This is a genomic window from Roseomonas gilardii subsp. gilardii (genome assembly GCF_023078375.1).
Lineage (GTDB): Bacteria > Pseudomonadota > Alphaproteobacteria > Acetobacterales > Acetobacteraceae > Roseomonas > Roseomonas gilardii.
Genome location: NZ_CP095554.1, coordinates 3,331,569 through 3,351,853, shown reverse-complemented (window position 1 = coordinate 3,351,853; position 20,285 = coordinate 3,331,569). Strand labels below are relative to the sequence as shown.

General features: G+C 71.8%; 22 protein-coding genes, 1 other RNA gene and 1 pseudogene. 12 read left to right on the top strand and 12 right to left on the bottom strand.

What is annotated here, in order from left to right; all coding sequences use genetic code 11:
• Window positions 1-2 precede the first annotated feature (2 nt).
• Entirely contained in the window at window positions 3-335 is a 333-nt protein-coding gene (locus MVG78_RS15440) for a DUF1491 family protein (RefSeq protein ID WP_247552903.1), read from the top strand.
• A gap of 218 nt (window positions 336-553) precedes the next feature.
• Here MVG78_RS15440 and MVG78_RS15435 read toward each other — a convergent pair whose 3' ends face one another.
• From MVG78_RS15435 to efp, 5 genes are all read right to left on the bottom strand, one after another.
• Window positions 554-1,957: a peptidoglycan -binding protein gene (locus tag MVG78_RS15435; RefSeq protein WP_247552902.1), complete on the bottom strand. Its 1,404-nt coding sequence runs from the start codon at window positions 1,955-1,957 to the stop codon at window positions 554-556.
• A gap of 41 nt (window positions 1,958-1,998) precedes the next feature.
• Complete coding sequence (locus tag MVG78_RS15430) at window positions 1,999-3,126, bottom strand: flagellar motor protein MotA (protein WP_247552900.1); 1,128 nt, start codon at window positions 3,124-3,126, stop codon at window positions 1,999-2,001.
• 7 nt (window positions 3,127-3,133) lie between these two features.
• Complete coding sequence (locus MVG78_RS15425; protein WP_247552898.1) at window positions 3,134-3,736, bottom strand: OmpA family protein; 603 nt, start codon at window positions 3,734-3,736, stop codon at window positions 3,134-3,136.
• Between the two features lie 160 nt (window positions 3,737-3,896).
• Complete coding sequence (locus MVG78_RS15420; protein ID WP_247552896.1) at window positions 3,897-4,745, bottom strand: inositol monophosphatase family protein; 849 nt, start codon at window positions 4,743-4,745, stop codon at window positions 3,897-3,899.
• Between the two features lie 212 nt (window positions 4,746-4,957).
• Window positions 4,958-5,527, bottom strand: coding sequence for an elongation factor P (gene efp / locus MVG78_RS15415; protein WP_247552894.1), 570 nt, complete (start codon window positions 5,525-5,527; stop codon window positions 4,958-4,960).
• A gap of 190 nt (window positions 5,528-5,717) precedes the next feature.
• Here efp and MVG78_RS15410 point away from each other — a divergent pair, with 190 nt between their 5' ends.
• Window positions 5,718-6,296 (top strand): P-loop NTPase family protein, encoded by a 579-nt coding sequence (locus MVG78_RS15410; RefSeq protein ID WP_247552892.1) that lies wholly within the window; start codon window positions 5,718-5,720, stop codon window positions 6,294-6,296.
• Here the strand turns inward: MVG78_RS15410 and MVG78_RS15405 are convergent.
• Window positions 6,280-7,338, bottom strand: a complete 1,059-nt coding sequence (locus MVG78_RS15405) for a Gfo/Idh/MocA family protein (RefSeq protein WP_247552890.1) — start codon at window positions 7,336-7,338, stop codon at window positions 6,280-6,282. The two genes, MVG78_RS15410 and MVG78_RS15405, sit on opposite strands and share 17 nt — an antisense overlap.
• Before the next feature lie 96 nt (window positions 7,339-7,434).
• Between MVG78_RS15405 and MVG78_RS15400 the strand changes: the two genes are divergently transcribed.
• Complete coding sequence (locus MVG78_RS15400; RefSeq protein ID WP_247552888.1) at window positions 7,435-8,394, top strand: LysR family transcriptional regulator; 960 nt, start codon at window positions 7,435-7,437, stop codon at window positions 8,392-8,394.
• A gap of 12 nt (window positions 8,395-8,406) precedes the next feature.
• Here MVG78_RS15400 and MVG78_RS15395 read toward each other — a convergent pair.
• Together MVG78_RS15395 and MVG78_RS15390 are read right to left on the bottom strand one after the other, a co-directional pair.
• Window positions 8,407-9,539, bottom strand: a pseudogene (locus tag MVG78_RS15395) (lysine-2,3-aminomutase-like protein).
• A gap of 242 nt (window positions 9,540-9,781) precedes the next feature.
• Complete coding sequence (locus tag MVG78_RS15390) at window positions 9,782-10,108, bottom strand: hypothetical protein (protein ID WP_247552886.1); 327 nt, start codon at window positions 10,106-10,108, stop codon at window positions 9,782-9,784.
• Between the two features lie 340 nt (window positions 10,109-10,448).
• Here MVG78_RS15390 and epmA point away from each other — a divergent pair, with 340 nt between their 5' ends.
• Window positions 10,449-11,516 carry an EF-P lysine aminoacylase EpmA gene (gene epmA / locus MVG78_RS15385; protein WP_247552884.1) on the top strand — a complete coding sequence of 356 codons (1,068 nt, stop codon included), beginning with the start codon at window positions 10,449-10,451 and terminating at the stop codon, window positions 11,514-11,516.
• Between the two features lie 7 nt (window positions 11,517-11,523).
• On the opposite strand, the gene MVG78_RS15380 is transcribed toward epmA, so the two are convergent.
• From MVG78_RS15380 to MVG78_RS15365, 4 genes are all read right to left on the bottom strand, one after another.
• Window positions 11,524-12,834, bottom strand: coding sequence for a hemolysin family protein (locus MVG78_RS15380; protein WP_247552882.1), 1,311 nt, complete (start codon window positions 12,832-12,834; stop codon window positions 11,524-11,526).
• A gap of 36 nt (window positions 12,835-12,870) precedes the next feature.
• Window positions 12,871-13,545, bottom strand: a complete 675-nt coding sequence (gene thiE, locus MVG78_RS15375) for a thiamine phosphate synthase (RefSeq protein WP_247552880.1) — start codon at window positions 13,543-13,545, stop codon at window positions 12,871-12,873.
• Window positions 13,545-14,468 (bottom strand): class I fructose-bisphosphate aldolase, encoded by a 924-nt coding sequence (locus tag MVG78_RS15370; protein ID WP_247552878.1) that lies wholly within the window; start codon window positions 14,466-14,468, stop codon window positions 13,545-13,547. The genes thiE and MVG78_RS15370 overlap by 1 nt, the downstream gene beginning before the upstream one ends.
• A 128-nt stretch (window positions 14,469-14,596) precedes the next feature.
• The gene (locus tag MVG78_RS15365) at window positions 14,597-15,145 is read right to left on the bottom strand and encodes a hypothetical protein (RefSeq protein ID WP_247552877.1); all 549 of its coding nucleotides are present in this window, start codon (window positions 15,143-15,145) and stop codon (window positions 14,597-14,599) included.
• A 131-nt stretch (window positions 15,146-15,276) separates the two neighbouring features.
• On the opposite strand from MVG78_RS15365, the gene MVG78_RS15360 reads away from it, so the two are divergent.
• The 8 genes from MVG78_RS15360 to MVG78_RS15325 all read left to right on the top strand — a co-directional run bounded on the left by MVG78_RS15360 (window position 15,277) and on the right by MVG78_RS15325 (window position 20,258).
• The gene (locus tag MVG78_RS15360) at window positions 15,277-15,612 is read left to right on the top strand and encodes a hypothetical protein (RefSeq protein WP_247552875.1); all 336 of its coding nucleotides are present in this window, start codon (window positions 15,277-15,279) and stop codon (window positions 15,610-15,612) included.
• A 3-nt stretch (window positions 15,613-15,615) separates the two neighbouring features.
• Window positions 15,616-15,936, top strand: coding sequence for a cell division protein ZapA (locus tag MVG78_RS15355; protein ID WP_247552873.1), 321 nt, complete (start codon window positions 15,616-15,618; stop codon window positions 15,934-15,936).
• 9 nt (window positions 15,937-15,945) lie between these two features.
• Window positions 15,946-16,100: non-coding RNA, 6S RNA (gene ssrS, locus MVG78_RS15350), on the top strand.
• Window positions 16,087-16,710, top strand: a complete 624-nt coding sequence (locus MVG78_RS15345; protein WP_247552871.1) for a 5-formyltetrahydrofolate cyclo-ligase — start codon at window positions 16,087-16,089, stop codon at window positions 16,708-16,710. Before ssrS ends, MVG78_RS15345 begins: the two co-directional genes overlap by 14 nt.
• Window positions 16,707-17,540, top strand: coding sequence for a TIGR00282 family metallophosphoesterase (locus MVG78_RS15340; RefSeq protein WP_247552869.1), 834 nt, complete (start codon window positions 16,707-16,709; stop codon window positions 17,538-17,540). The genes MVG78_RS15345 and MVG78_RS15340 overlap by 4 nt, the downstream gene beginning before the upstream one ends.
• Before the next feature lie 85 nt (window positions 17,541-17,625).
• Window positions 17,626-18,695, top strand: a protein-coding gene (locus MVG78_RS15335; protein ID WP_428480677.1) for an IS630 family transposase whose coding sequence is annotated in 2 segments (ribosomal slippage) — window positions 17,626-18,103 and window positions 18,103-18,695 — 1,071 coding nt in all. Because the reading frame shifts where the segments join, the coding sequence is not laid out codon by codon here.
• An 83-nt stretch (window positions 18,696-18,778) separates the two neighbouring features.
• Window positions 18,779-19,402, top strand: coding sequence for an MSMEG_1061 family FMN-dependent PPOX-type flavoprotein (locus tag MVG78_RS15330; RefSeq protein WP_247552865.1), 624 nt, complete (start codon window positions 18,779-18,781; stop codon window positions 19,400-19,402).
• Window positions 19,403-19,508: 106 nt separating this feature from the next.
• Window positions 19,509-20,258 (top strand): YebC/PmpR family DNA-binding transcriptional regulator, encoded by a 750-nt coding sequence (locus MVG78_RS15325; RefSeq protein WP_247552863.1) that lies wholly within the window; start codon window positions 19,509-19,511, stop codon window positions 20,256-20,258.
• Window positions 20,259-20,285: the final 27 nt, after the last annotated feature.

The following is a 20,285-nucleotide window of genomic DNA, read 5'->3' as shown; positions in this document are numbered from 1 at the left end:
GCATGGAAGCGCGTGTGAAAGCCGGTATCTGGGCCTCGATGGCCCTTCGCCTCGGGGACCAGGCCGGACGCCCCGGCATGGTGCTGCGGAAGGGGGACCCCGACAGCGGCGGCATCCTCTGCGTCCTGCATGGGCGGGAGGGGCTGGTGGTGCTGTCCCAGGTGCGCGACGCCGAGGGCCGGCAGGCCTGGATGCGCGGCACCGGCGCGGCGGCGGTGGACCAGGAGGCCGCCGATGCCTATGTCGCGCGGCAGGTGAAGCGCGACCCGGACCTCTGGGTGCTGGAATTCGAGGCGCCGGACCTGCTGCCGCCCTTCGAGGCCAAGATCCTCTGACGCTGGCTGGCCTTCGGCGCCGCTCCCTTGGCCCGCCCCGGATGGAGGCTCCGCCTCCCCCGGAACCTCCTCCGCTGGGGGAATGGCATTCCCCCGGACCCCGCCTTGGGTGGGCACCGGGCGGCATGGTCGGTCCCGGGCCCGATCCCTGAACGCCGGTGGATCGGCGGGGCTCTCCGGCGTGGCCTGGTGTCAGCGAGAGCCAGCGCCCGGCGGCCTCAGCGGTCGGTCAGGCGCAGCTCGATGCGGCGGTTCTTCGCCAGGGCCTCGGGGCTGTCGCCCGGGTCGATCGGCTGGTTGTCGCCGAAGGCCGCGGCAGCCACGCGGTTGGGCGGCAGGCCCTCCCCGATCAGCAGTTGCGCCACGGCGATGGCGCGGGCCGCGCTGAGCTCCCAGTTCGAGGCGAAGCGGCCGCCGCCGCGGAAGGGCGTGCGGTCGGCATGGCCGTCCACGCGCAGGATCCAGGGCGTGCCGGGCGGAATGCGGGTGGAGATGTCCTTGAGCACCCCGGCGATCTGGCGGATCTGCGCCTTGCCGCTGTCGGACAGGTCGGCGCTGCCGACAGGGAAGAGCACCTCGGACTGGAAGACGAAGCGGTCGCCGACGATGCGGACATCCGGCCGGTCGCCCAGCACCTCCCGCAGCCGGCCGAAGAAGTCGCTGCGGTAGCGCTGGAGCTCCTCGACCTTCGCGGCGAGGGCGGCGTTCAGGCGGGTGCCGAGATCGGCGATCTGCGCGTCGTCCTTCTCCTGCCCGGCCTTCTGCTGCACGTCGAGCGCGGCGGACAGGCGCTGGAGCTGCGCCTTCAGCTCGTCGATCTGCCGGTTCAGCAGGGCCGCCTGGGCCTGGGCGCTTTCGGACAGGCGCACGGCCTCGCCATGGGCGCGCTGTTCCTCGCCGAGCTTCGCCTGGGCTTCCTGCGCCTGCTTCTCCAACTGGTCGCGCAGCGCGGTCAGGGCGCGCACCTGGTCGGACAGCTTCGCGGCCTCGGCCTGGAGGGACGTGATCTGGGCCTGGGACTGGGCCTGGGCCTGGGCGAGGGCCTGTTCCGCCTGCTGCCGTCCGGCCTGGGCCGCGCTGAGGGCGCGGGCGGCCTCGGCGCGCTGCCGCACCGCCTCGGCGGTCTGGCCGCCCACCGCCTCCGCCCGGCCCAGCGCCTCGGTCAGGCGCGATTCGAGCGAGGCGATGCGCTCGTTCGTGCCGCGCGCGGCCAGTTCCGCGTCGGAGAGGCGGGCGGCGAGCTGGTCGCGGGCATCGCGCAGCGTGTCGCGCTCGTCATGGAGCTGGTCGCGCTCGGTGCGCAGCCCGGTCAGCTCGCCCTGCGCCGCGTCGCGGGCGGCGGTGGCCCGGCGTGCCTCGTCCTGGGCGCGGCCGAGGCTGGCGCGGAGCTCGTCCGTCTGGGTGCGTTCCAGGGAGAGCAGGTCGGCCAGTTCGGCCACCTGCCGGTTCAGCCGGTCCAGCGCCCGGTCGCGCGAGCTGAGCGTGACGGACAGGAAGCCCTGCGCCAGCACGAAGACCAGCAGCACGAAGATGATGACCATCAGCAGGGTGGACAGGGCGTCCACATAGCCGGGCCAAGCGTTGAGCCCCTCGCGCTGGGAGCGCCGGATGCCGCGCGCCATCGGTCAGCGCCCCGCCTGCATGGCCGCCATCGGGGCCGCCATCAGGGCGATTCCGCCAGGGCGGCGATGGTGCGGGCGAGCAGCTTGATCTCGCTGCGGATTTCCTGGGTGGATTGCGCGCGGCCCTGGCTCACCTCCTCGACGAGGCGGGCGAGGTAGAGCTCGATGTTGCGCAGATGGGCATAGGAGGCCTCGCCATGCCCCTGCGCCTCCCCCAGCCGTTGCAGCACGGGGGAAAGGGCGGCCTGCCCCTCGGCCATGCGCTGCATCAGCACCTGGCTGGCGCGCATCTGGTCGGTGAGGACGGAGAGGCGTTCGGTGAGCGTGTTCAGTGCCTGTCCGGCATGGGCGGAGCGTTCCTCGCCGCGCGCCATGATGCGCTGGAGCCCTTCCAGGTTCTCGGCGGTCTGTTCCAGCAGGGCCTGGACATAGGCGGGGACGGAGCCGCCCTCGCCCTCGGCGCCGAGGACGCCGGAGGAGAGGCGGGTGGAGGAGGCGAGCCATTCCTCCAGCTCGTTGTAGAAGCGGTTCTGCGCCTGTCCGGCGGTGAGGTCGAGGAAGCCCAGCACCAGCGAGCCGCCGAGGCCCAGCATGGAGGAGGAGAAGGCGATCGACATGCCGCCCAGCGGCTGGGCGAGGCCGGATTTGAGCTGGTTGAACAGCGTGTTCAGGTCGCCGGAGCCGACCGACATACCGTTGATGACCTCCCCCACCGCGCCGATCGTCATGATCAGGCCCCAGAAGGTGCCGAGCAGGCCGAGGAAGATCAGCAGCCCGGTCATGTAGCGGGAGAGCTCGCGGCTCTCGTCCAGCCGCGCGGCGATGCCGTCGAGCACGGAGCGCATCGCCGGGGCGGAGAGGGAGAAGGTCTCCCCGCGGCGGCTGGCCAGCATGGAGGCCATGGGGGCGAGCAGGCTGGGGGCGGGCTGCGCCGTCTGGCCGGGGCCCTGGCGGCGGAATTCCTCCAGCCAGTCGGCCTCCCGCCGGATGGTGAGCACCTGGCGGAAGGTCCAGACGATGCCCAGCAGAAGCACGCCGAGGATCACCCCGTTCAGCACCGGATTGGCCATGAAGGCCACCAGGAGCTGTGCCGAGAGCAGGGCCGCGATGGCCAGCACCACGGCCAGGAAGACCACCATCCGCAGCAGGTAGCGGGTGGGGCGGGTCATGGGATGTTCATCCTCTGCGTGGGGCGGGCGGGGCCGCCGGTGGCGGGGTGGGTGAAGGGGGAGTGGGCGAGGGGGCCGTGGCGCCGCGCGCCGGGGCGGGTGGGATCAGGTCGATGCTGTCGGTGGCCTCGATGGTCAGGCCGAGCGGGCGCAGGTCGATGCGCGTGCCGGGCAGGCCGCCGGATTCGAGGAGGCGCTTGATCTCCTGCGCCCGGGCCAGGCTGTCGCGCCGGGCGGTGGACAGGTCGTCCGCCGGGCCGGAGACGCGGGCCAGCACGGTGACGCGGCCCCGGCTGCGGTCCGCCATGGCCCTGGCGAGCCGTTGCAGCGCCGCCTGCTGTGCCGGCGTGACGTCGCCCTGGATGCGCCAGAGCCCCTCGGGCAGGGTGGCGATGCCCTCGGCCAGCGGAATGTCGGCATAGGCGGTGGTGGCGGGCGGGGCGGGCGGGCGCGGCACCGGGCCGGGGGCGAGCTGCACCGGTGGCGGCGGGGCCGGAGGGGGCGGCGGCGGCAGGGGCAGGTCGGATTGCGCCCACCCGGAACCGGGCAGGAGGCTGAGCAGGCAGGCCAGGATCAGGGCGGGCCGGAGAAGTTTTGGGACCGGAGGCATTGGCCGCGAGGCTAGAGCAGATCGGCGGGGGCCGGAACAGCCCCTTGCCGCGCCTGTGTGCCTGTGTGCCTTTTTGGGGGGGGCGGGATGCGCCGTGCCGGCGATGGGCCGGCCGGGGCGATGCGGCCCGGCCGGTCCAGGATGAGGCGGGGGGGGCGGTTCAGCCCGCCGTGGCGCGGCTGGCCGCGACGCGGGCGATCCCTTCGGCCACCGCCTCCCGCAGCGGGCCGTGCAGATTCGGGTTGCCGGCGACGATGTTGCCATGCGGCCAGGGGTCGTTGCCGTCCGGATCGGTGACATAGCCGCCGGCTTCCTTCACCAGCACGATGCCGGCGGCGCAGTCCCAGGGCTTCAGCCCCAGTTCCCAGAATCCCTCGTAGCGGCCCGCCGCCACCCAGGCGAGGTCGAGCGCCGCCGCGCCGAATCGGCGCACGCCGGCCACCTGCGGCATCAGCCGGGCGAGGGTGGCGGAGAATTCGGCGCGTTTCGGCACGTTGGCGAAGGGGATGCCGGTGGCGAAGAGCGCCTCCTGCATGTTGCGGCGGCCGGAGACGCGGAGGCGGCGGTCGTTCAGGAAGGCGCCCATGCCCTTCTCGGCCCAGAAGAGCTCGTCCAGCGCCGGGTTGTAGATGACGCCGGCCACCACCTCGGAGCTGTTCTCGCCGGTGCGCTTCTCGATGCCGATGGAGACGCACCACTGCGGGATGCCGTGCAGGAAGTTGCTGGTGCCGTCCAGCGGGTCCACCACCCAGCGCCATTCCCAGTCCTTGTCGCCGCTCTCGCCGCTTTCCTCCATCAGGAGGGCGAAGCCCGGGCGGGCCTTGGTGAGGTCGGCGCGCAGGCTTTCCTCGGCGCGCAGATCGGCCTGGGACACGAAGTCGCCGGGGCCCTTCACGCTGACCTGGAGGTTCTCGACCTCGCCGAAATCGCGCAGCAGGCGCTTGCCGGCCTTCTGCGCGGCCTGGATGACGACATTGAGCGCGGGGGAGAGTCGGGGGCTCGGGCGCATCGCGTGGATCCTCGCTGCGCCCGGGGCGTGGGGCCGGCCGGCTGCCCCCGGGACCGGATGGGGCGGGTCCGGGGGCGCGGCCCGGTCGGAAGCGCGCCGGGCGGGAATGACGGAAAAGGGCAGGCCGCAGCCTGCCCGGATCGGGGCGCCCGGGAAAGGGCGCCGCCAGCTTCGGAAAGCCCTCCCCGCCAGGGCGGGGAGGCAGCCGGGGCTCAGCCCTTGGCGCGTTCCACGTAGGAGGCGTCCTCGGTGCGGACCACGATCTTCTCGCCGGTGGAGATGAAGGGCGGCACCAGCGTCTTCACGCCGTTGCTCAGCATCGCCGGCTTGTAGGAGGAGGTGGCCGTCTGGTTCTTCACCACCGGGTCGGCCTCCGTCACCTCCAGCACCACCGTGTCCGGCAGGTCCATGGAGACCGGGTCGCCCTCGATCAGGCGGACGTTGACGGTCATGTTCTCGACCAGGAAGGGCAGGCGGTCACCCAGGATCTCCTTGGGCACGCTGTGCTGCTCGAAGGTCTCCGGGTCCATCAGGATCAGGCTTTCGCCATCGGCGTAGGAGTAGGTGTACTCCTTGTCCTCGGTGGTCAGGCGCTCGACCGTGTCCTGGGTGCGCCAGCGCTGGTCCTTCTTGGTGCCGGACTTCACGTCGCGCATCTCGACCTGGATCACGGCCGCGCCCTTGCCGGGGGTCATGATGTTGATCTTGAGCACGGACCAGCGGCGGCCCTCGAATTCGATCACCTGGCCAGGGCGCATCTGGTTGGCCTGCTGCTTCGCCATGGGGGCGGCTCGTCCTCGTGGTCTGAGATGGCGGACTGGGAAAGGAGCGGGCGGGCGGCGTGGCGCCCGCGCTGAAGGGCGGCGTTTAGACCCCCGGGCGCTTTCGGGCAACCGGGGCAGCGGTGCGCCGGGCAGGGGGCGGCCCCGCGGCGAGGGGCCGGGGAGGGGCGGAAACGGGGAGTGGAGCGGGATGCGTGTTGCCGTCTTCGGCGTGTCGGGATCGGGCAAGTCCACCCTGGCGCGGCGCCTCGCCGCCGCGCTGGGCGTGCCGCATGTCGAGCTGGACGCGATCAACTGGCAGGCGGGCTGGCGCGACCTGAACACGCATGACCTGCCGGAATTCCGGCGCCGGGTGGCGCTGGCCGTGGCGGCGGAGGGATGGGTCAGCGACGGCAATTACGGCCGGGTGCGCGACCTCGTGCTGGATCGCGCGACGCATGTGATCTGGCTGGACTATCCGCGCTCCCTGGTCATGCGGCGGGTCCTCTGGCGCTCCCTGCGGCGGGCGGTCACGCGGCGCGAGATCTGGCCGGGCACCGGCAACCGGGAGGCATTCCGGCAATGGCTGGACGCGGATCACCCGCTCCGCTGGGCCTGGCGCACCTATCACCAGCAGCGACGGGCCTATGCGGCGCTGCTGGAGGACCCGGGGCTGGCGCATCTGGAACGGCACCGGCTGCGGCATCCGGATGAGGTGGAGCCGCTGTTCCGGCGGTTGCTGGCGGCGCGGGAGCGCGCGGCGGCCGCGGGCGTCAGCCGGAAAGGCTGACGGTCCCGCCGCTGCGCGCGGCCTCCAGGATCGCGTCGGTGACGCGCAGGTTCCGCAGCCCGTCCCGTCCGGTCACCAGCGGTGCTTCCTCCCCCCGGATCACCGCCGCGAAATGCTCGATCTGCCGGGCGAGCGGGTCGGTCCGCTCCACTGGCAGGACCTCCTCCCGGAAGGGCTTGTGCCAGGAGCGGTCCTCCTTCCGGGCATAGTATTTCAGCCGCATCGTCGGCACGGCCAGGGAGCCGTCGGTGCCGAGGATGGTGTAGGCGTCCTCCTCTGGATAGGTCGGATAGGCCGCGTTCTCCCGCGAGGTCTGCTCCCAGCTCTTCGGGGAGGCGGCGGTGTCGGAGAGCATGAAGGTGCCGAGCGCGCCATTGGCGAAGCGGAGGTTGATGGCGACCGTGTCCTCCACCGCGAAGTTCCGCGTGGCGTTGGAGGCGAGCGCCTGCACCGCGACGATCTCGCCGATCATGGCGCGCAGATTGCCGACCTCGTGGATCATGTTGATCAGGACCGGCCCGCCGCCGGGCTCGCGGCGCCAGGCGAAGGGGCCGTCGTAGTAGCCGTCCGCGTCGGGCTTGTAGAAGACGGCGCTGCCGATCACGCCGACCAGCCGGCCGAGGATGCCCGAGCGCACCACCTCGACCGCCTTGCGCAGGATCGGGCTGTGCGGGCGGTGATGGCCGACCAGCAGGGGAATTCCGGCCTGCTCCGCGGCCTCGACCAGTCGCAGCGCCTCGTCCGGCCGGTGGCCGATCGGCTTCTCCACCAGGACCGGCACGCGGGCGGCGACGCATTCGAGCCCCTGCGCGACATGCATCTGGTTGGGCGTCGCCAGCACCACCCCGTCCGGCCTGTCATGGGCGAAGCAGTCGCGCAGGGAGGGATAGAGCGGGACGCCTTCGCGGTCCGCGATCTCCCGCGCGGCAGGGGAGGGATCGATGATGGCGGACAGGACCGCGCCCTGGCTCCTGACGATTTCCTCGATATGCCGCCGGCCGATCAGCCCGGCCCCTGCCACGGCGATACGCACCTGTTCCATTCCGTCCTCCCGTTTCCGCATCTTGCGCGGAAGGGAGGTTATTGCGGATGGAATGAGAGATAATCTGGCGGAAATCACATTCTGAAAGAACTAGGCGTGGATAATGGACCCTCCCTGCGCGACCTGCGCCTGTTCTGCACGGTTGCCCGCCGGTCCAGTTTCGCGGCGGGTGCGGCGGAGCTCGGGGTTTCGGCGACCTATGTCAGCAAGCGCATCGCGCTGCTGGAGGAAGCGCTGGGCGTCAGGCTCTTCGCGCGCACCACCCGCCGTGTCGGCATCACCGACGAGGGGGAGTCGGTCTATCGCTGGGCGCGTCGCATCCTCGGCGATGTCGAGGAGATGCGGGAGGACCTGGCCGGGATGCGGGGCCGGCCGCAAGGCCCGCTGCGCATCAGCACCAGTTCCCGGCTCGGGCGGAACCATGTCGCCCCAGCCTTGTCGGAGCTGGTGCGGCGGCACCCGGGGCTGGAGGTCTGGCTGGAACTGCTGGACCGGCGCGCCGACCTCGTGGCCGAGGGCTTCCACCTCGATATCCGGGTGGGCGAGGTGCAGGAGCCGAACCTGATCGCGCACCGGATCCTGCGGAGCTGGCGCATCCTCTGCGCCGCGCCTGCCTATCTGGAGCGGCAGGGATGGCCGCGCGTGCTGGCCGAGGTGGCGCAGCACAACTGCCTGCTGTTCCGTGAGCGCGAGGAAGCCTTCGGGGTCTGGCGGCTGGAAGGGCCCAACGGCCCCGAGACGGTGAAGGTGACGGGCAACATGGCCGCGAACCATACCGATGTCGTACTGGGCTGGGCCCGCGACGGGCATGGCATCGTCATGGTGTCCGCCTGGGACGTGGCGGAGCATCTGCGGGATGGGGGGCTGGTGCATATCCTGCCGGAATGGCGGCAGCCGGCCGATGTCTGGGCGGTCTCCACGGCGCGGCTGCGCCATTCCGCCAAGGTGCGGGTCTGTGTGGAGTTCCTGCGGCAGCGCTTCCGGGAAGGCCCTTTCGCCCTGATGCCAAGGCTGGAAGGGGGAGCGCCGGAAAGGGGAGCGGAGGAGATGCCGTGATCCGTGGCGGTGTCAGGAGGACCTTTCGGGAAAGGACCTTTCCCGCCGGTCCGCCGGATTGCCGCCCGTGGGCAGGGGAGCAGCGTGGCGGTAGGGCGCGCCGTCCAGCGGCCGTTCCACCACCCAGTCCGTGCCCTCGGGGGCCGCGAATTCCGGGCCGACCGGGGCCTTGCCGCCGCCGCCGGGCGTGTCGAGCGCATAGACCGGCCAGGCGAGGCCGGTGAGGCGGCCGCGCAGGGCGCGGAGCAGGCGGCGGCCCTCGGCGATCGGCACCTCGAAGCGGGCGGTGCCGGGGGCGCGGTCGAGCTGGTGCAGGTAGTAGGGCTTGATCCGGCTGGCGAGCATGGCGCGGAAAAGGTCCTCCAGCGCGGCCTCGCTGTCGTTCACCCCGCGCAGCAGCACCGACTGCCCGAGCAGGGCCACCCCGCCCCGCGCCAGGAGGCGCAGGGCGGAACGGGCCGGGGGGAGAATTCGCGGGCATGGTTGGCATGCACGCAGAGGAAGAGGGCCTTTTCCGTCTCCAGCGCTTCGACTAGCGCGGGGGTGACGCGGGCGGGGTCGGCCACCGGCACGCGGGAATGGAGGCGGATGATCTCGATATGCGGGATGGCGGACAGGCGGGCGACGATCGCGCCGAGGCGGCGGGGCGAGAGCATCAGCGGGTCGCCGCCGGTCAGGATCGCCTCCCGCAGTTGCGGGGTGCGGGCGAAGTAGTCCAGCGCGGCGTCCAGCTCCGCCTCCGACAGCAGGCCGCCATCGGGGCCGACCTGTTCGCGCCGGAAGCAGAAGCGGCAATAGACCGGGCAGGCCAGGAGCGGCTTCAGCAGGGCGCGGTCGGGATAGCGGTGGACCACGCCCTTCACCGGGGAATGGGGATGGTCGGCGGTCGGGTCCTCCAGCTCCTGCGGGGAGGTGAGGAGTTCCGCCGCGCGGGGGATGTACTGCGCCGCGATGGGGTCGGCGGGGTCGGCGCGGTCGATCAGCGCCGCCACGGCGGGCGTGACGGAGATGGCGTAGCGTTCCGACACGGCCCGCAGGCCGGGCAGGGCCTCAACGGGCACGAGGCCGGCTTCCGCCAGCGCTTCCGGGTCGCGGAGGGTGCGGGCGGGGCTCGGCATGGTGGGGCGGGGGAGGCCATCGGGCATGGCGGCCAGCAGCTAGACCAGGATGGGGGGCGGTGGAAGCGGCCAGAGGGAGGGGCTGGGCCGCGCGTCCGGGGGAGCGGTGCCGGAGGAACGCGCGCGGCGTTTCCTGATCACGGCTGGGCCGCGCGTCCGGGGGAGCGGTCCTTGGGGAGGGTTCCTGAAGGCGCGAACGAAACAGGGGCGCTCCGGCCGGAGCGCCCCTGTTTCGTGGTCCTGCCCCCGGTTGCCCGGGCGGCGGAGGCTCAGTTGTTGTTGCTCACGTCCAGCGGCGTGGAGCCGAAGCTGAAGCGGCTGGCCGGCATGTTGCCGAGGGGCTTGCCGGACACCGCCGAGGAGCCGGAGTTGCTGCTGTTCCGCACGACGCTGCCCGGGGTGGCATAGCTGTCGGCCATGTCGAAGCTGGGCGTGCCGCGGGTGGCAGAGGAACCGGCGCCGCTGGTGTCCGTGGGGGTGGAGCCGATGCTGTACTGGCTGTAGCCGCCGCCTTCCGCCGCATGGCTCGCCATGGGGGCTGCCATCAGGGTGGTGGCCATCAGGGCGGCGAGACCGATCTTCGAGAGGGTATGCATGGTGTGTTCCGATCCTGTTGAGCGGGGCTTCGTTGTCCCGTTCTCATGATTGATAGATAGGACACTAATCGAACCGGAAAATCAGCGATGCTGCGGAATGTTTGTCCTTTAATCCAGAACAATGGCTGGTGGGACCGGCTCTGGGCAAAGGCTGGGAGGGGCAACCCCTCTCGATAACGCGATGTTTTCCGCGCCCCGCGCATGGCAAACCCGCGTCGTGGGAAGGACGGATGGCGAGAGGGGATGCGCCGTTCGTTTCCTGGCATGGAACAATCCATGCGATCGTCATCACCCTTTCCACCGCTCCCGGAAGCGGCGGAGGCGCTATAAGGCGGGCGCAATGTCCTCTCCCGCATCGTCTTCCCCCCGGCCGGACTGGCTTCCCGAACGCCTCGCGGCCCGCCTGCCGGCGCTGCACCGCCGCGCCCGGCTCCTGGCGGAGACCAGGGCCTTCTTCGCCAGCCGCGGCTATACGGAGGTGGAGACCCCCGCGCTGGTGCCGGTACCGGGGATGGAGGTGCATCTCCAGGGCTTCCGCTCCCGCTTCCGCCCGCATCTGGGGCCGGGCGAGGCGAGGGACCTCTGGTTGCGGACCTCGCCGGAACTGGCGCTGAAGCGGCTGCTGGTGGCCGGGGCCGGGCCGGTCTTCGAGCTGGCGCGGGTCTGGCGGAATGGCGAGGTCTCCTCCCGCCACGCGCCGGAATTCACCATGCTGGAATGGTACGCGCCGGGCCTGTCGCTGGACGGGATGATGGATGAGGCGGAGGCGCTGCTGCGGGCCGTGCTGCCGCCCCGCGTGGCGCAGCATGGGGTGGAAACGGATCTCGGCCTGCCCTTCGAGCGCATCCCGGTGGCGGAAGCCTTCCGCCGCTGGTGCGGGGGGCTGGATATCCTCGCCACGGTCGGGGCGGACGGGGAGGGGGATGGCGCGGCCCTGCGCGCGGCGGCGCGCGGCCTGGGGCTGGAGGCGCCGGACGGGGAGGGCTGGGAGGACCTGTTCTTCCGGCTGATGCTCGACCATGTGGAGCCGAATCTCGGGCGCGGGCGGGCGAGTTTCCTGACCCATTGGCCGGCGCCCCAGGCGGCGCTGGCCCGGCGCGATCCGGCGGACCCCCGGGCGGCGCTGCGCTTCGAGCTCTTCGTGGCCGGGATCGAACTGGCCAATGCCTTCGACGAGCTGACCGACCCCGCGGAGCAGCGGGGCCGTTTCGAGCGCGACGTGGCGGAGCGGCGGCGCCTCTATGGCGAGGAAGGCTGGGAGGTGGACGAGGATTTCCTGCGGGCGCTGGAGCATGGCATGCCGGGCGGGTCGGGGATCGCACTGGGTTTCGACCGGCTGGCCATGCTGGCGGCGGGGGTGGAGGAGATCGCGCTGACGCAGTGGCTGGGGCGGTGGCCCTACGGGTAGGGGGCGGTCAGGCGGGTTCGCGCGGCAGGGCGCGGCGGGTGACGAGGAGCTGGTTCACGCGGAAGCCCTCGACATCGACGACCTCGAAGGTGAAGCCGGCGATCTCCATCTTGTCGGCCTTGCGCGGCACGCGGCGGAGATGGTGCATGACGAAGCCGCCGGCGGTCTCGTAAGGGCCGGAATCGGGCGAGATCGGGATTCCCAGGGTCTGCACCACGTCGGCCATGGGGGCGATGCCGTCCACCAGCCAGGAATTCTCGTCGCGCTGGACGATGGCGCTTTCCTCGAAGGGATCGGCGAGGCCGCCGACCAGCACGGCCAGCACGTCCTTGTAGGTGATGACGCCGACCACCATGGCGTATTCGCTGACCACCACCGCGAAGCCGGCCTTCTGCGCCTCGAACTGGGAGAGGACCTCCCAGAGGTCGAGCGTGTCGGGCACCACGGGGGCGTCGCGGCGCAGGCGGGCGGGGTCGATGCCGCCCGGCCCCTCGTTCAGCACCGCGGCCAGCACGTCCTCCGCCCGGGTGAGGCCGAGCACGCGGTCCAGGCTGCCGTCGCAGACCGGGTAGCGGGAATAGGGGTGGCGGCGGACCTTCTCCTGCCAGGTCTCGGGCGATTCCCGGATGTCGAGATAGATGATCTCGTCGCGCGGCGTCATGGCCGAGGCGGCGGTACGCTCGCGCAGCGCCAGGACGTTCTCGATCAGCCGGTGCTCGCCCGCTTCCAGCGCGCCGGAGGTGACGCCGGCGGCCAGGGTGGCGCGGAGTTCCTCGGCCGTGACCAGCTCCGCCACCGAGGTGGTGGGCATGCCCAGCATCCGCAGCATGGCGTCGGCGAGGCGGCTGAAGACGAAGACCAGCGGCCGGAGCACGCGCACCGCCAGGGCGGGGAACCAGCCGACCGAGAGGGCGACCTTCTCCGGAGCCTGCATGGCGATGCGCTTGGGCACCAGGTCGGCCAGCAGCACGAAGAGCATCGTGACCAGCAGGAAGGAGAGGGTCGAGCCCGCGGTGGTGGCGGTGGCGGGGCTGAGGCCCATCCCCGCCAGGGCCGCGGAGAAGGGCGGGGAGAGCAGGCCCTCGCCGATCACGCCGCCGAGCACGCCGACGGCGTTCAGGCAGATCTGGATGGCGGTGACGACGCTGGCCGTGTCGCGCCGCAGGGCGAGGAAGCGGCTGGCGCGCAGGTCGCCTTCCTGCGCCAGGGCGCGCAGGCGCGTCTCGCGCGCGGCGGCGAAGGAGATTTCCGCCAGGGAGATGACCACGCTGACGACGACCAGCAGCAGGGTGAGGAAGAGTCCCAGGGCGATGTCCAAGCGGCGCTTCCTCTTTTGCGGCCCGGCCGGACCCGTTCAGCCCGCGGCTTCGGCGATCGCGGCGTTCATGGCCCGGACTCCGGCGGCCGGCCCTTCCGGGTGGTTCCATACCGCCCCGACGACCGCCAGGAAATCCGCGCCGGCCCGGACCACGGGGGCGCAGTTCGCCGCGTCGATGCCGCCGATGGCGACGGAGGGGATCTCCATCACCTCGGCCCACCAGGACAGGATCTCCGGCTCCGCCTTGTGGACGGTCTCCTTGGTCGCGGTGGGGAAGAAGGCGCCGAAGGCCACGTAGTCGGCGCCGAGCTCGCCCGCCTCCATGGCGAGGTGGCGGGAGGCGTGGCAGGTGATGCCGAGGATGCCGTCGCGCAGCAGCGTCCGCGCGGCCGCGTGGTCGCCGTCCTCCTGGCCCAGATGCGCGCCGTCGCAGCCCGTCTGCACGGCGAGGTCGGCGCGGTCGTTCAGCAGGAAGGCGACGTCGCGCGACTGCGCCACCGGGCGCAGCGCGTCGATGGCGCGGCGGATGGTGTCGTCGTCCGCATCCTTGAGCCGGAGCTGGACGCAGGCGACGTCGCCCGCATCCAGCGCCCGGGCGAGATCCTCCGCGAAGCGGGCCGGTTCCAGCGCCGGCGGCGTCACCAGGTAGAGTCGGCAGCCGGGCGCGTCGCCATTCTGCGCCTTGGGGGGCTGCTTCGCGGAGCCGGCCATCAGAGCGGCGACTTGTACACGTCGATGAGGGCGGAGAGCAGCTTCAGCGCCTCGGGCTTGGAGCGCTGGAAGCTGTTGCGGCCCACGATCGAGCCGTTGCCGCCGCCGGCATGGATGCCCTTGGCCATCTCCACCATCGCCTCGAAGGTGCCGGCCTCGCCGCCCGAGAAGACCACGAGGCGGCGGCCGCCGAAGCAGGCCTGGACCACGTGCCGGATGCGCCCGGCCAGGGTGTTGATGTCGGGGACCGGGAACTTCTCGTAGGTCTTCTTCGCGGCGTCGAGCGAGATCGCCTCGGTGGGCGGCTTCACCTTGATGATATGGGCGCCGGTGAGCGCGGCCATGTGGGCGGCATAGGCGCAGATGTCGAGCGCGGTCTCGCCCACCTTGTCCAGCATCGGGCCGCGCGGATAGGACCAGACCACCACGGCGAGGCCGGCGGCCTTGGCTTCCTCGGCCAGCTCGCGGAGCTCCTCCATCATCTCGAACTGGTATTCCGAGCCCGGATAGATGGTGAAGCCGATGGCGGAGCAGCCGAGGCGCAGCGCATCCGCCACCGTGCCCGTCACCGCCTGGTCCTTGGTGGTGGAGAGGGAGTTGGAGGAGTTGACCTTGAGGATGGTGGGGATGGTGCCGGCGAAGGTGGCGGCGCCGGCCTCGATCATGCCGAGCGGGGCGGCATAGGCGTTCAGCCCGGCCTCGGTCGCCAGCTCGAAGTGGTAGCGCGGGTCATAGGCGGCTGGGTTGGGGGCGAAGGAGCGGGCCGGGCCATGCTCGAAGCCCTGGTCCACCGGCAGGATCACCATCCTGCCGGTTCCGGCCAGCCGCCCGGTGTTCAGGATGCGGGCGATGTTGGTCTTGGTGCCGGGATTGTCGCTCTCGTACCAGGAGAGGATTTCCCGGACCTGCGAAGTGAGCTGCATCGCGTTTCCCTTTCCTTCTTCCAGCCCCGACGGGGCTGCCGGTGGATGTTCCCGTGGATTGTCCCGGAATGCCATGGCGCGTCGCATTTTCGGGAATGGGATGGTGATTCCTGGAAAGTGGTGCCTGTCTAGCCGTGCCCGGCCCGCCCTGTCATCTCGCCGCCGGTTGGCAAAGCCGTGAGCCAGCGGTGCAGGATGGCCATCCCGCCGGGGCGGCGCAGGTCGATGCCGTCCAGCGACAGTGCCGCTGGCGGCCGCCCGTGCAGGACCGCGCCCGCCATCCGGGCCGCGCCCGCCACCTGGGCGAAGGCGGGGCAGGTCTCCGCCAGGACCAGTTCCCGCCAGCCCTCGCGCAGCGCCCGCAGCGCCAGCCCCGGCATGGCGCCGCAATCCAGCAGGGCGCGGCAGGGCAGGCCGGGGTGCCGGGCCCACGCGAGGCGGATCACCGCCGCGAAGCCCGCCGGGCCGGGCCAGGTGGCGGCGCAGGGGGCGGACAGCAGCACCGCGCCATGGGGAGCGCCGCCGCCGGTGGCCTCCGCGGCGCGCAGCACGGCCTCGGCCTCGCGCAGCCCATGGACCCGGACCGCCGGCATCCAGCGGGGCGGCGGTGGGGTCTCCGTGGCCACCCGCCGGGATGGCGTGCTTCCCCCCTGGATGTGATCCGCGATCCGGCCCATGGCCCGGTTCCCTTTCCGCCTCCGGATTGACCGCCGACTATTTACCGCCCGGTCGGGCCAGCGTGGCGTTGACCCTCGCGCCATGCCATGCCTAATGCCCCAGGATATCACGCGTTCGGGGTTCTTGCTTGATGGCGGATCGTTTGGGCGAAGCCGCGGCGCGGCTGGAAGCGGCGGTGGAGCGTCTGGCTGCCGCGGCCTCGCGCCCCCGCTCGTCCATCTCGGGGGAGGAGGTGGCGGAGCTGGGCCGGCGCCTGGACTCGACCCTGGCCAGGCTGCGCCTGGCGCTGGCCCGGGAGGAGTCCGAGGGGGAGATGGAGGCCGAGCCGGAAGCAGAGGACCTGCCGCCCCTGGAAGGGGCCGGGGAGCAGGACGGCGAGGAGGAGGCCGGGCGGTCCGGGGGACGGGCGGGGCCGGAGGATGCTCCGGACCGGCGGGCGGAGCCGCAGAACAGGCAGGAGGTCTAGGGCTTGGGTCAGGTCACGGTTCGCGTCGGCGGCTACAGCCACCCCGTTTCCTGCGAGGACGGGCAGGAGGCGCATCTCGTCGCCCTGGCGGCGGAGGTGGACCGCCGGGTCCATTCCGTGCGCGCCATGGGCGGTTCCTTTGGCGAGAACCGGCTGCTGCTGCTGGCCGCCCTGTTGCTGGCCGATGAGGTGCATGACCTGAAGGTCGAGCTGTCCCAGGCCCGGGCGGGCCAGCCCACGCTGGACAACCCCGCGATGGCCGAACGGCTGGTCCGCGTCGCCGAGAGGATCGAGGGCATTGCGGCGGAGCTCGAGCGCCCTTAACTAGGCCGGGCGGGGCTGCCTTTCGCGCCAGGTATCTCATCCCCGGGGCCAATGTGCATCCTCCGGGAACTGGCTCTGTCCGGACCGTGGTCCGGGTATCTGGTGCCCACCTGCTTCAGCAGGCCTTGGGAGGATGAATCGCCAGCGGTCATGGTGGCTCCGCACTTCGTTCCCGATACCGGTGAGCTCGCCGCCGGCAAGGCGCGGCTGAGGCGGGAGATGCTGGCGCATCGCGCGGGCATCGCCACGCCGGAGGCCGCCGGGGCCGTGGCGCGGGCGATCCTGGATGAGGCTCCGCCGCCACCGGGCGCGGTGGTGTCCGGCTACTGGCCCATGGGGCATGAGCTGGACCCGAGGCCGCTGCTGGCGGCATTGTCGGCGCGCGGCCATGCCGTCGCCCTGCCGGTGACGACGCGGCGCGGCCAGCCTTTGCGCTTCCGGCAATGGGTGCCGGGCGAGCCGCTGGTGTCCGCCCGCTTCGGCCTGTCCGAGCCCCCGCCCGAGGCGCCCGAGCTGCGCCCCGACTGGCTGCTGGTGCCACTGCTCGCCTTCGACCGGCGCGGGCACCGGCTGGGCTATGGCGCCGGCTACTACGACCGCACGCTGGAATCCCTGCCGGGCGCCGCGGCCCTGGGCTTCGCCTATGCGGGGCAGGAGGTTCCCTGCGTTCCCACCGGGCCGGGCGACCAGCCGTTGCGCGCGGTGGCGACGGAGCGGGGTGTGATCCGCTGCGATGCGGCCCCGCGCGTGGAAAGTTCCGAGGAGAAGGCTTGAGAATTCTGTTCCTGGGCGATGTGGTGGGGCGCAGCGGCCGCGATGCCCTGGTGTCCCGCCTGCCCGAGCTGCGGCGCGAACTCGCCACCGACCTCGTTGTGGTGAATGCGGAGAATGCCAGCCACGGCTTCGGCCTCGCCCCCGACATGGCTCGGGCCTTCCTGGAGGCCGGGGCCGATGTGCTAACGCTGGGCAACCACGCCTGGGACCGCAAGGAGATCATCCCCTTCATGGAGGGGGAGCCGCGCATCATCCGCCCGATCAACTTCCCGCCCGGCACGCCGGGGCGCGGCGCCACGGTGGTCGAGGTCTCCGGCGGGCGGCGGGCGCTGGTGGTCAACGTCATGGGCCGGCTGTTCATGGAGCCGCTGGACGACCCCTTCCGCGGCGTGCAGGCGGAGCTGGCGAAGCATGTGCTGGGCGGGCCGGTGGGCACGCCCGGGACGGTCCAGGCGGCGGTGGTGGACATCCATGCCGAGGCGACGAGCGAGAAGCTGGCCCTCGGGCATTCCTTCGACGGCCGGGCCTCGCTGGTGATCGGCACGCACACGCATGTGCCGACGGCGGACCACCAGGTGCTGGAGGGCGGCACGGCCTACATGACCGATGCGGGAATGTGCGGCGACTACGACAGCGTGATCGGCATGAACAAGGGCGCCTCGGCGCTGCGCTTCTGGCGCCGGGTGCCGGGGGAGCGGCTCTCCCCCGCCGAGGGTGAGGCCACGCTCTGCGGCGCGCTGGTGGAGACGGACGATGCCACGGGCCTCGCCAGGCGGATCGGGCCGCTGCGGGTCGGCGGGCGGCTGGCGGCGGTGAAGCCGGGGTTCTGAGAGCCCGGTGTCATGGTTTGACTCGCGAGGGATTCCTCTGAGCACGCGGGTGTGATTCGCTCTTCCTATTTTTGGGGAGGCGGGTATGGCGGTTCCTGTTGCGATCACGCGGACGGATCTGGATGCGGCAGGTCTCCGGCGCGCGGCCAAACGTTGCCGGGACGGCGCCGCCGCCCGGCGCATGCTGGCCTTGGCGCTGGTGCTGGACGGTGCGTCGCGGGCCGATGCGGCGCGTGCCTGCGGCATGGACCGGCAAACGCTGCGCGACTGGGTGCATCGCTACAACGCCGAGGGCCTGGACGGCCTGACGGACCGGCACGGCGGCGGCACGCCGTGCCTGCTGTCGCCCGAGCAGGAACGGCAGGTGGCAGCCTGGGTGACCGAGGGGCCGGACCTGGCCCGTGACGGTGTCACGCGGTGGCGTCGGGCCGATTTGGTGCTTGCGATCGAGGCGAGGTTCGGGGTGGTGATGGCCGAGCGCAGCATCAGCGACGTGCTGCGCCGCCTGGGGTTCGGCCGCCTTGTTCCACGGCCCCGCCACCCTGGGCACAGTCCGGAGGCGCAAGCGTCTTTCGGCGCGACTTCGCCGCCCACGTAGACGCAGCCCTGCCCGAGCACGCCCGAGGCAAGCCGCTCGAGCTGTGGTGGCAGGACGAGGCCCGCATCGGCCAGCAGGGCACGCTGACCCGCATCTGGGCCCGGCGCGGCAGCAGGCCTCCTGCGCCGCGCGATCAGCGCTACACCTGGGCCTATCTGTTCGGGGCCGTCTGCCCGGCCCGCGGCGTGGGTGCCGGGCTGGTGCTGCCCTACGCCAATGCCGCGCTGATGAACCTGCACTTGGCCGAGATCGGTGCCGCCGTCGCACCCGGCGCCCACGCCGTCCTGACCATCGACGGTGCCGGGTGGCACCAGACCGGCGACAAGCTGATCGTGCCGCCGAACATCACCTTGCTGCACCTGCCGCCCTACAGCCCCGAGTTGAACCCGGTCGAGACCGTCTGGGCCTACCTGCGGGGCAACAAGCTCAGCAACCGCGTGTTCGAAACCTACGACGACATCGTCGACGCCTGCTGCAACGCCTGGAACTGGCTTACCGAACAACCCGAACGCATCACCTCAATCGCAACCAGATCATGGGCGACGGTCAGTGCATGACACCGGGCGTATAAGAGCCCGGGCCGCGGGGGAGGGGTGAGAACCGCTCGCAAGCCAGGCGCCATCATGCCAGGATGCCCGCCATGGACAGCCTGCCACCCGACCCCTACGCCATCACCACGCCGGAACAACTGGCCGGGCATTATGCGCCGCCGGGGCCGGTGGTGCTGCGCAAGGTGAGCCCGGTGGTCGATGCCACGGCCGCCGCCTTCATCGCCCACAGCCCCTTCTGCGTGCTCTCCACCGTGGGCGGCCGGGGCGCGCATGGCACGCCGCGCGGCGATGCGCCGGGCTTCGTGGCGGTGCTGGACGAACGCACCCTGGCCCTGCCGGACCGGCGCGGCAACAACCGGATCGATGCGTTGCGCGACGTGCTGGACGACCCGCGCGTGGCGCTGCTGTTCCTCGTGCCGGGCTCGGGCGAGACGCTGCGCGTCGCCGGGCTGGCACGGCTGACCGCCGATCCGGCGCTGCGCGCGCGGCTGGCGGTGGAGGGGCGGGAGCCCGCCACGGTGATGCTGATCGAGGTGCGGGAGGTCTTCATGCAATGCCGCCGGGCGGTGGCGCGGGCGAAGCTCTGGCCCTGCGACGCCCGCCCCGCCGGCACGCCGACACCCGGGCAGATGATCGCCGCCCATACCGGCGGGATGGTGGAGGCGGCGGAGGTGGATGCGCATTCGCCGGATCTGGAGAAGCATCTCTACTGAGGCTGGCGAAGGGGGCGGCGGCCCTCCCGCTGGCCGTTCGCCGCCTTGGGGGTTATAGGTGCCGCCAAACCCTTCCTATTCCCTGACGTGACGGGCACAGACGACCATGGCCGGCCATTCGCACGCCAAGAACATCATGCACCGCAAGGCGGGGCAGAGCGCCAAGAAGGCCCAGGCCTTCGGCAAGCTGATCCGCGAGATCACCGTTTCCGCCAAGGCGGGGATGCCCGACCCCGCGCACAACCCGCGCCTGCGTGCCGCCGTGAAGGCCGCGCTGACGGCCAACATGCCGCGCGACACGGTGGAACGCGCCATCAAGCGCGTCGCCGCCGGGGCGGACACGGACAACTACGATGAGGTCCGCTACGAGGGTTATGGCCCGGCCGGCGTGGCCATCATCGTCGAGGCGCTGACCGACAACCGCAACCGCACCGCCTCCGACCTCCGCTCCGCCTTCTCCAAGTTCGGCGGTGCGATGGGCGAGACGGGCTCGGTGAGCTTCCAGTTCGAGCGCGGCGGCGTCATCACCTACAAGGTGGATGTGGCCTCCGAGGAGGCGATGATGGAGGCGGCGATCGAGGCCGGCGCCAGCGACGTGGAGAGCTATGACGGCATCCACGAGGTCACCACCTCGGTCGAGGACTTCACCGCAGTGCGCGACGCGCTGGAGGAGAAGTTCGGCCCGGCGGAAAGCGCGAAGATCGAGTGGTGGCCGAACGTGTCCGTGGACCTGAACGAGGAGCAGGCGCGGTCCGTGCTCAGGCTCGTCGAGGTGCTGGACGACCACGACGACGTGCAGAACGTCTACGCCAATTTCGAGGTCTCGGACGAGATCGCCGACAAGCTTTCGGCCTGATGGCCGGGGCGGCGGGCTTCGGGGAAG

Excerpts from the sequence above, each read along its gene's own strand:
- MVG78_RS15360 (WP_247552875.1), top strand. The coding sequence starts at position 15,277 with ATGGCGGATCGTTTGGGCGAAGCCGCGGCGCGGCTGGAAGCGGCGGTG.
- epmA (WP_247552884.1), top strand. The coding sequence starts at position 10,449 with ATGTCCTCTCCCGCATCGTCTTCCCCCCGGCCGGACTGGCTTCCCGAA.
- MVG78_RS15410 (WP_247552892.1), top strand. The coding sequence starts at position 5,718 with ATGCGTGTTGCCGTCTTCGGCGTGTCGGGATCGGGCAAGTCCACCCTG.
- MVG78_RS15390 (WP_247552886.1), bottom strand. The coding sequence starts at position 10,108 with ATGCATACCCTCTCGAAGATCGGTCTCGCCGCCCTGATGGCCACCACC.
- MVG78_RS15405 (WP_247552890.1), bottom strand. The coding sequence starts at position 7,338 with ATGGAACAGGTGCGTATCGCCGTGGCAGGGGCCGGGCTGATCGGCCGG.
- MVG78_RS15435 (WP_247552902.1), bottom strand. The coding sequence starts at position 1,957 with ATGGCGCGCGGCATCCGGCGCTCCCAGCGCGAGGGGCTCAACGCTTGG.
- MVG78_RS15330 (WP_247552865.1), top strand. The coding sequence starts at position 18,779 with ATGGACAGCCTGCCACCCGACCCCTACGCCATCACCACGCCGGAACAA.
- MVG78_RS15430 (WP_247552900.1), bottom strand. The coding sequence starts at position 3,126 with ATGACCCGCCCCACCCGCTACCTGCTGCGGATGGTGGTCTTCCTGGCC.
- MVG78_RS15325 (WP_247552863.1), top strand. The coding sequence starts at position 19,509 with ATGGCCGGCCATTCGCACGCCAAGAACATCATGCACCGCAAGGCGGGG.
- MVG78_RS15370 (WP_247552878.1), bottom strand. The coding sequence starts at position 14,468 with ATGCAGCTCACTTCGCAGGTCCGGGAAATCCTCTCCTGGTACGAGAGC.
- thiE (WP_247552880.1), bottom strand. The coding sequence starts at position 13,545 with ATGGCCGGCTCCGCGAAGCAGCCCCCCAAGGCGCAGAATGGCGACGCG.
- MVG78_RS15420 (WP_247552896.1), bottom strand. The coding sequence starts at position 4,745 with ATGCGCCCGAGCCCCCGACTCTCCCCCGCGCTCAATGTCGTCATCCAG.
- MVG78_RS15440 (WP_247552903.1), top strand. The coding sequence starts at position 3 with ATGGAAGCGCGTGTGAAAGCCGGTATCTGGGCCTCGATGGCCCTTCGC.
- MVG78_RS15425 (WP_247552898.1), bottom strand. The coding sequence starts at position 3,736 with ATGCCTCCGGTCCCAAAACTTCTCCGGCCCGCCCTGATCCTGGCCTGC.
- MVG78_RS15345 (WP_247552871.1), top strand. The coding sequence starts at position 16,087 with ATGGTGGCTCCGCACTTCGTTCCCGATACCGGTGAGCTCGCCGCCGGC.
- MVG78_RS15365 (WP_247552877.1), bottom strand. The coding sequence starts at position 15,145 with ATGGGCCGGATCGCGGATCACATCCAGGGGGGAAGCACGCCATCCCGG.
- efp (WP_247552894.1), bottom strand. The coding sequence starts at position 5,527 with ATGGCGAAGCAGCAGGCCAACCAGATGCGCCCTGGCCAGGTGATCGAA.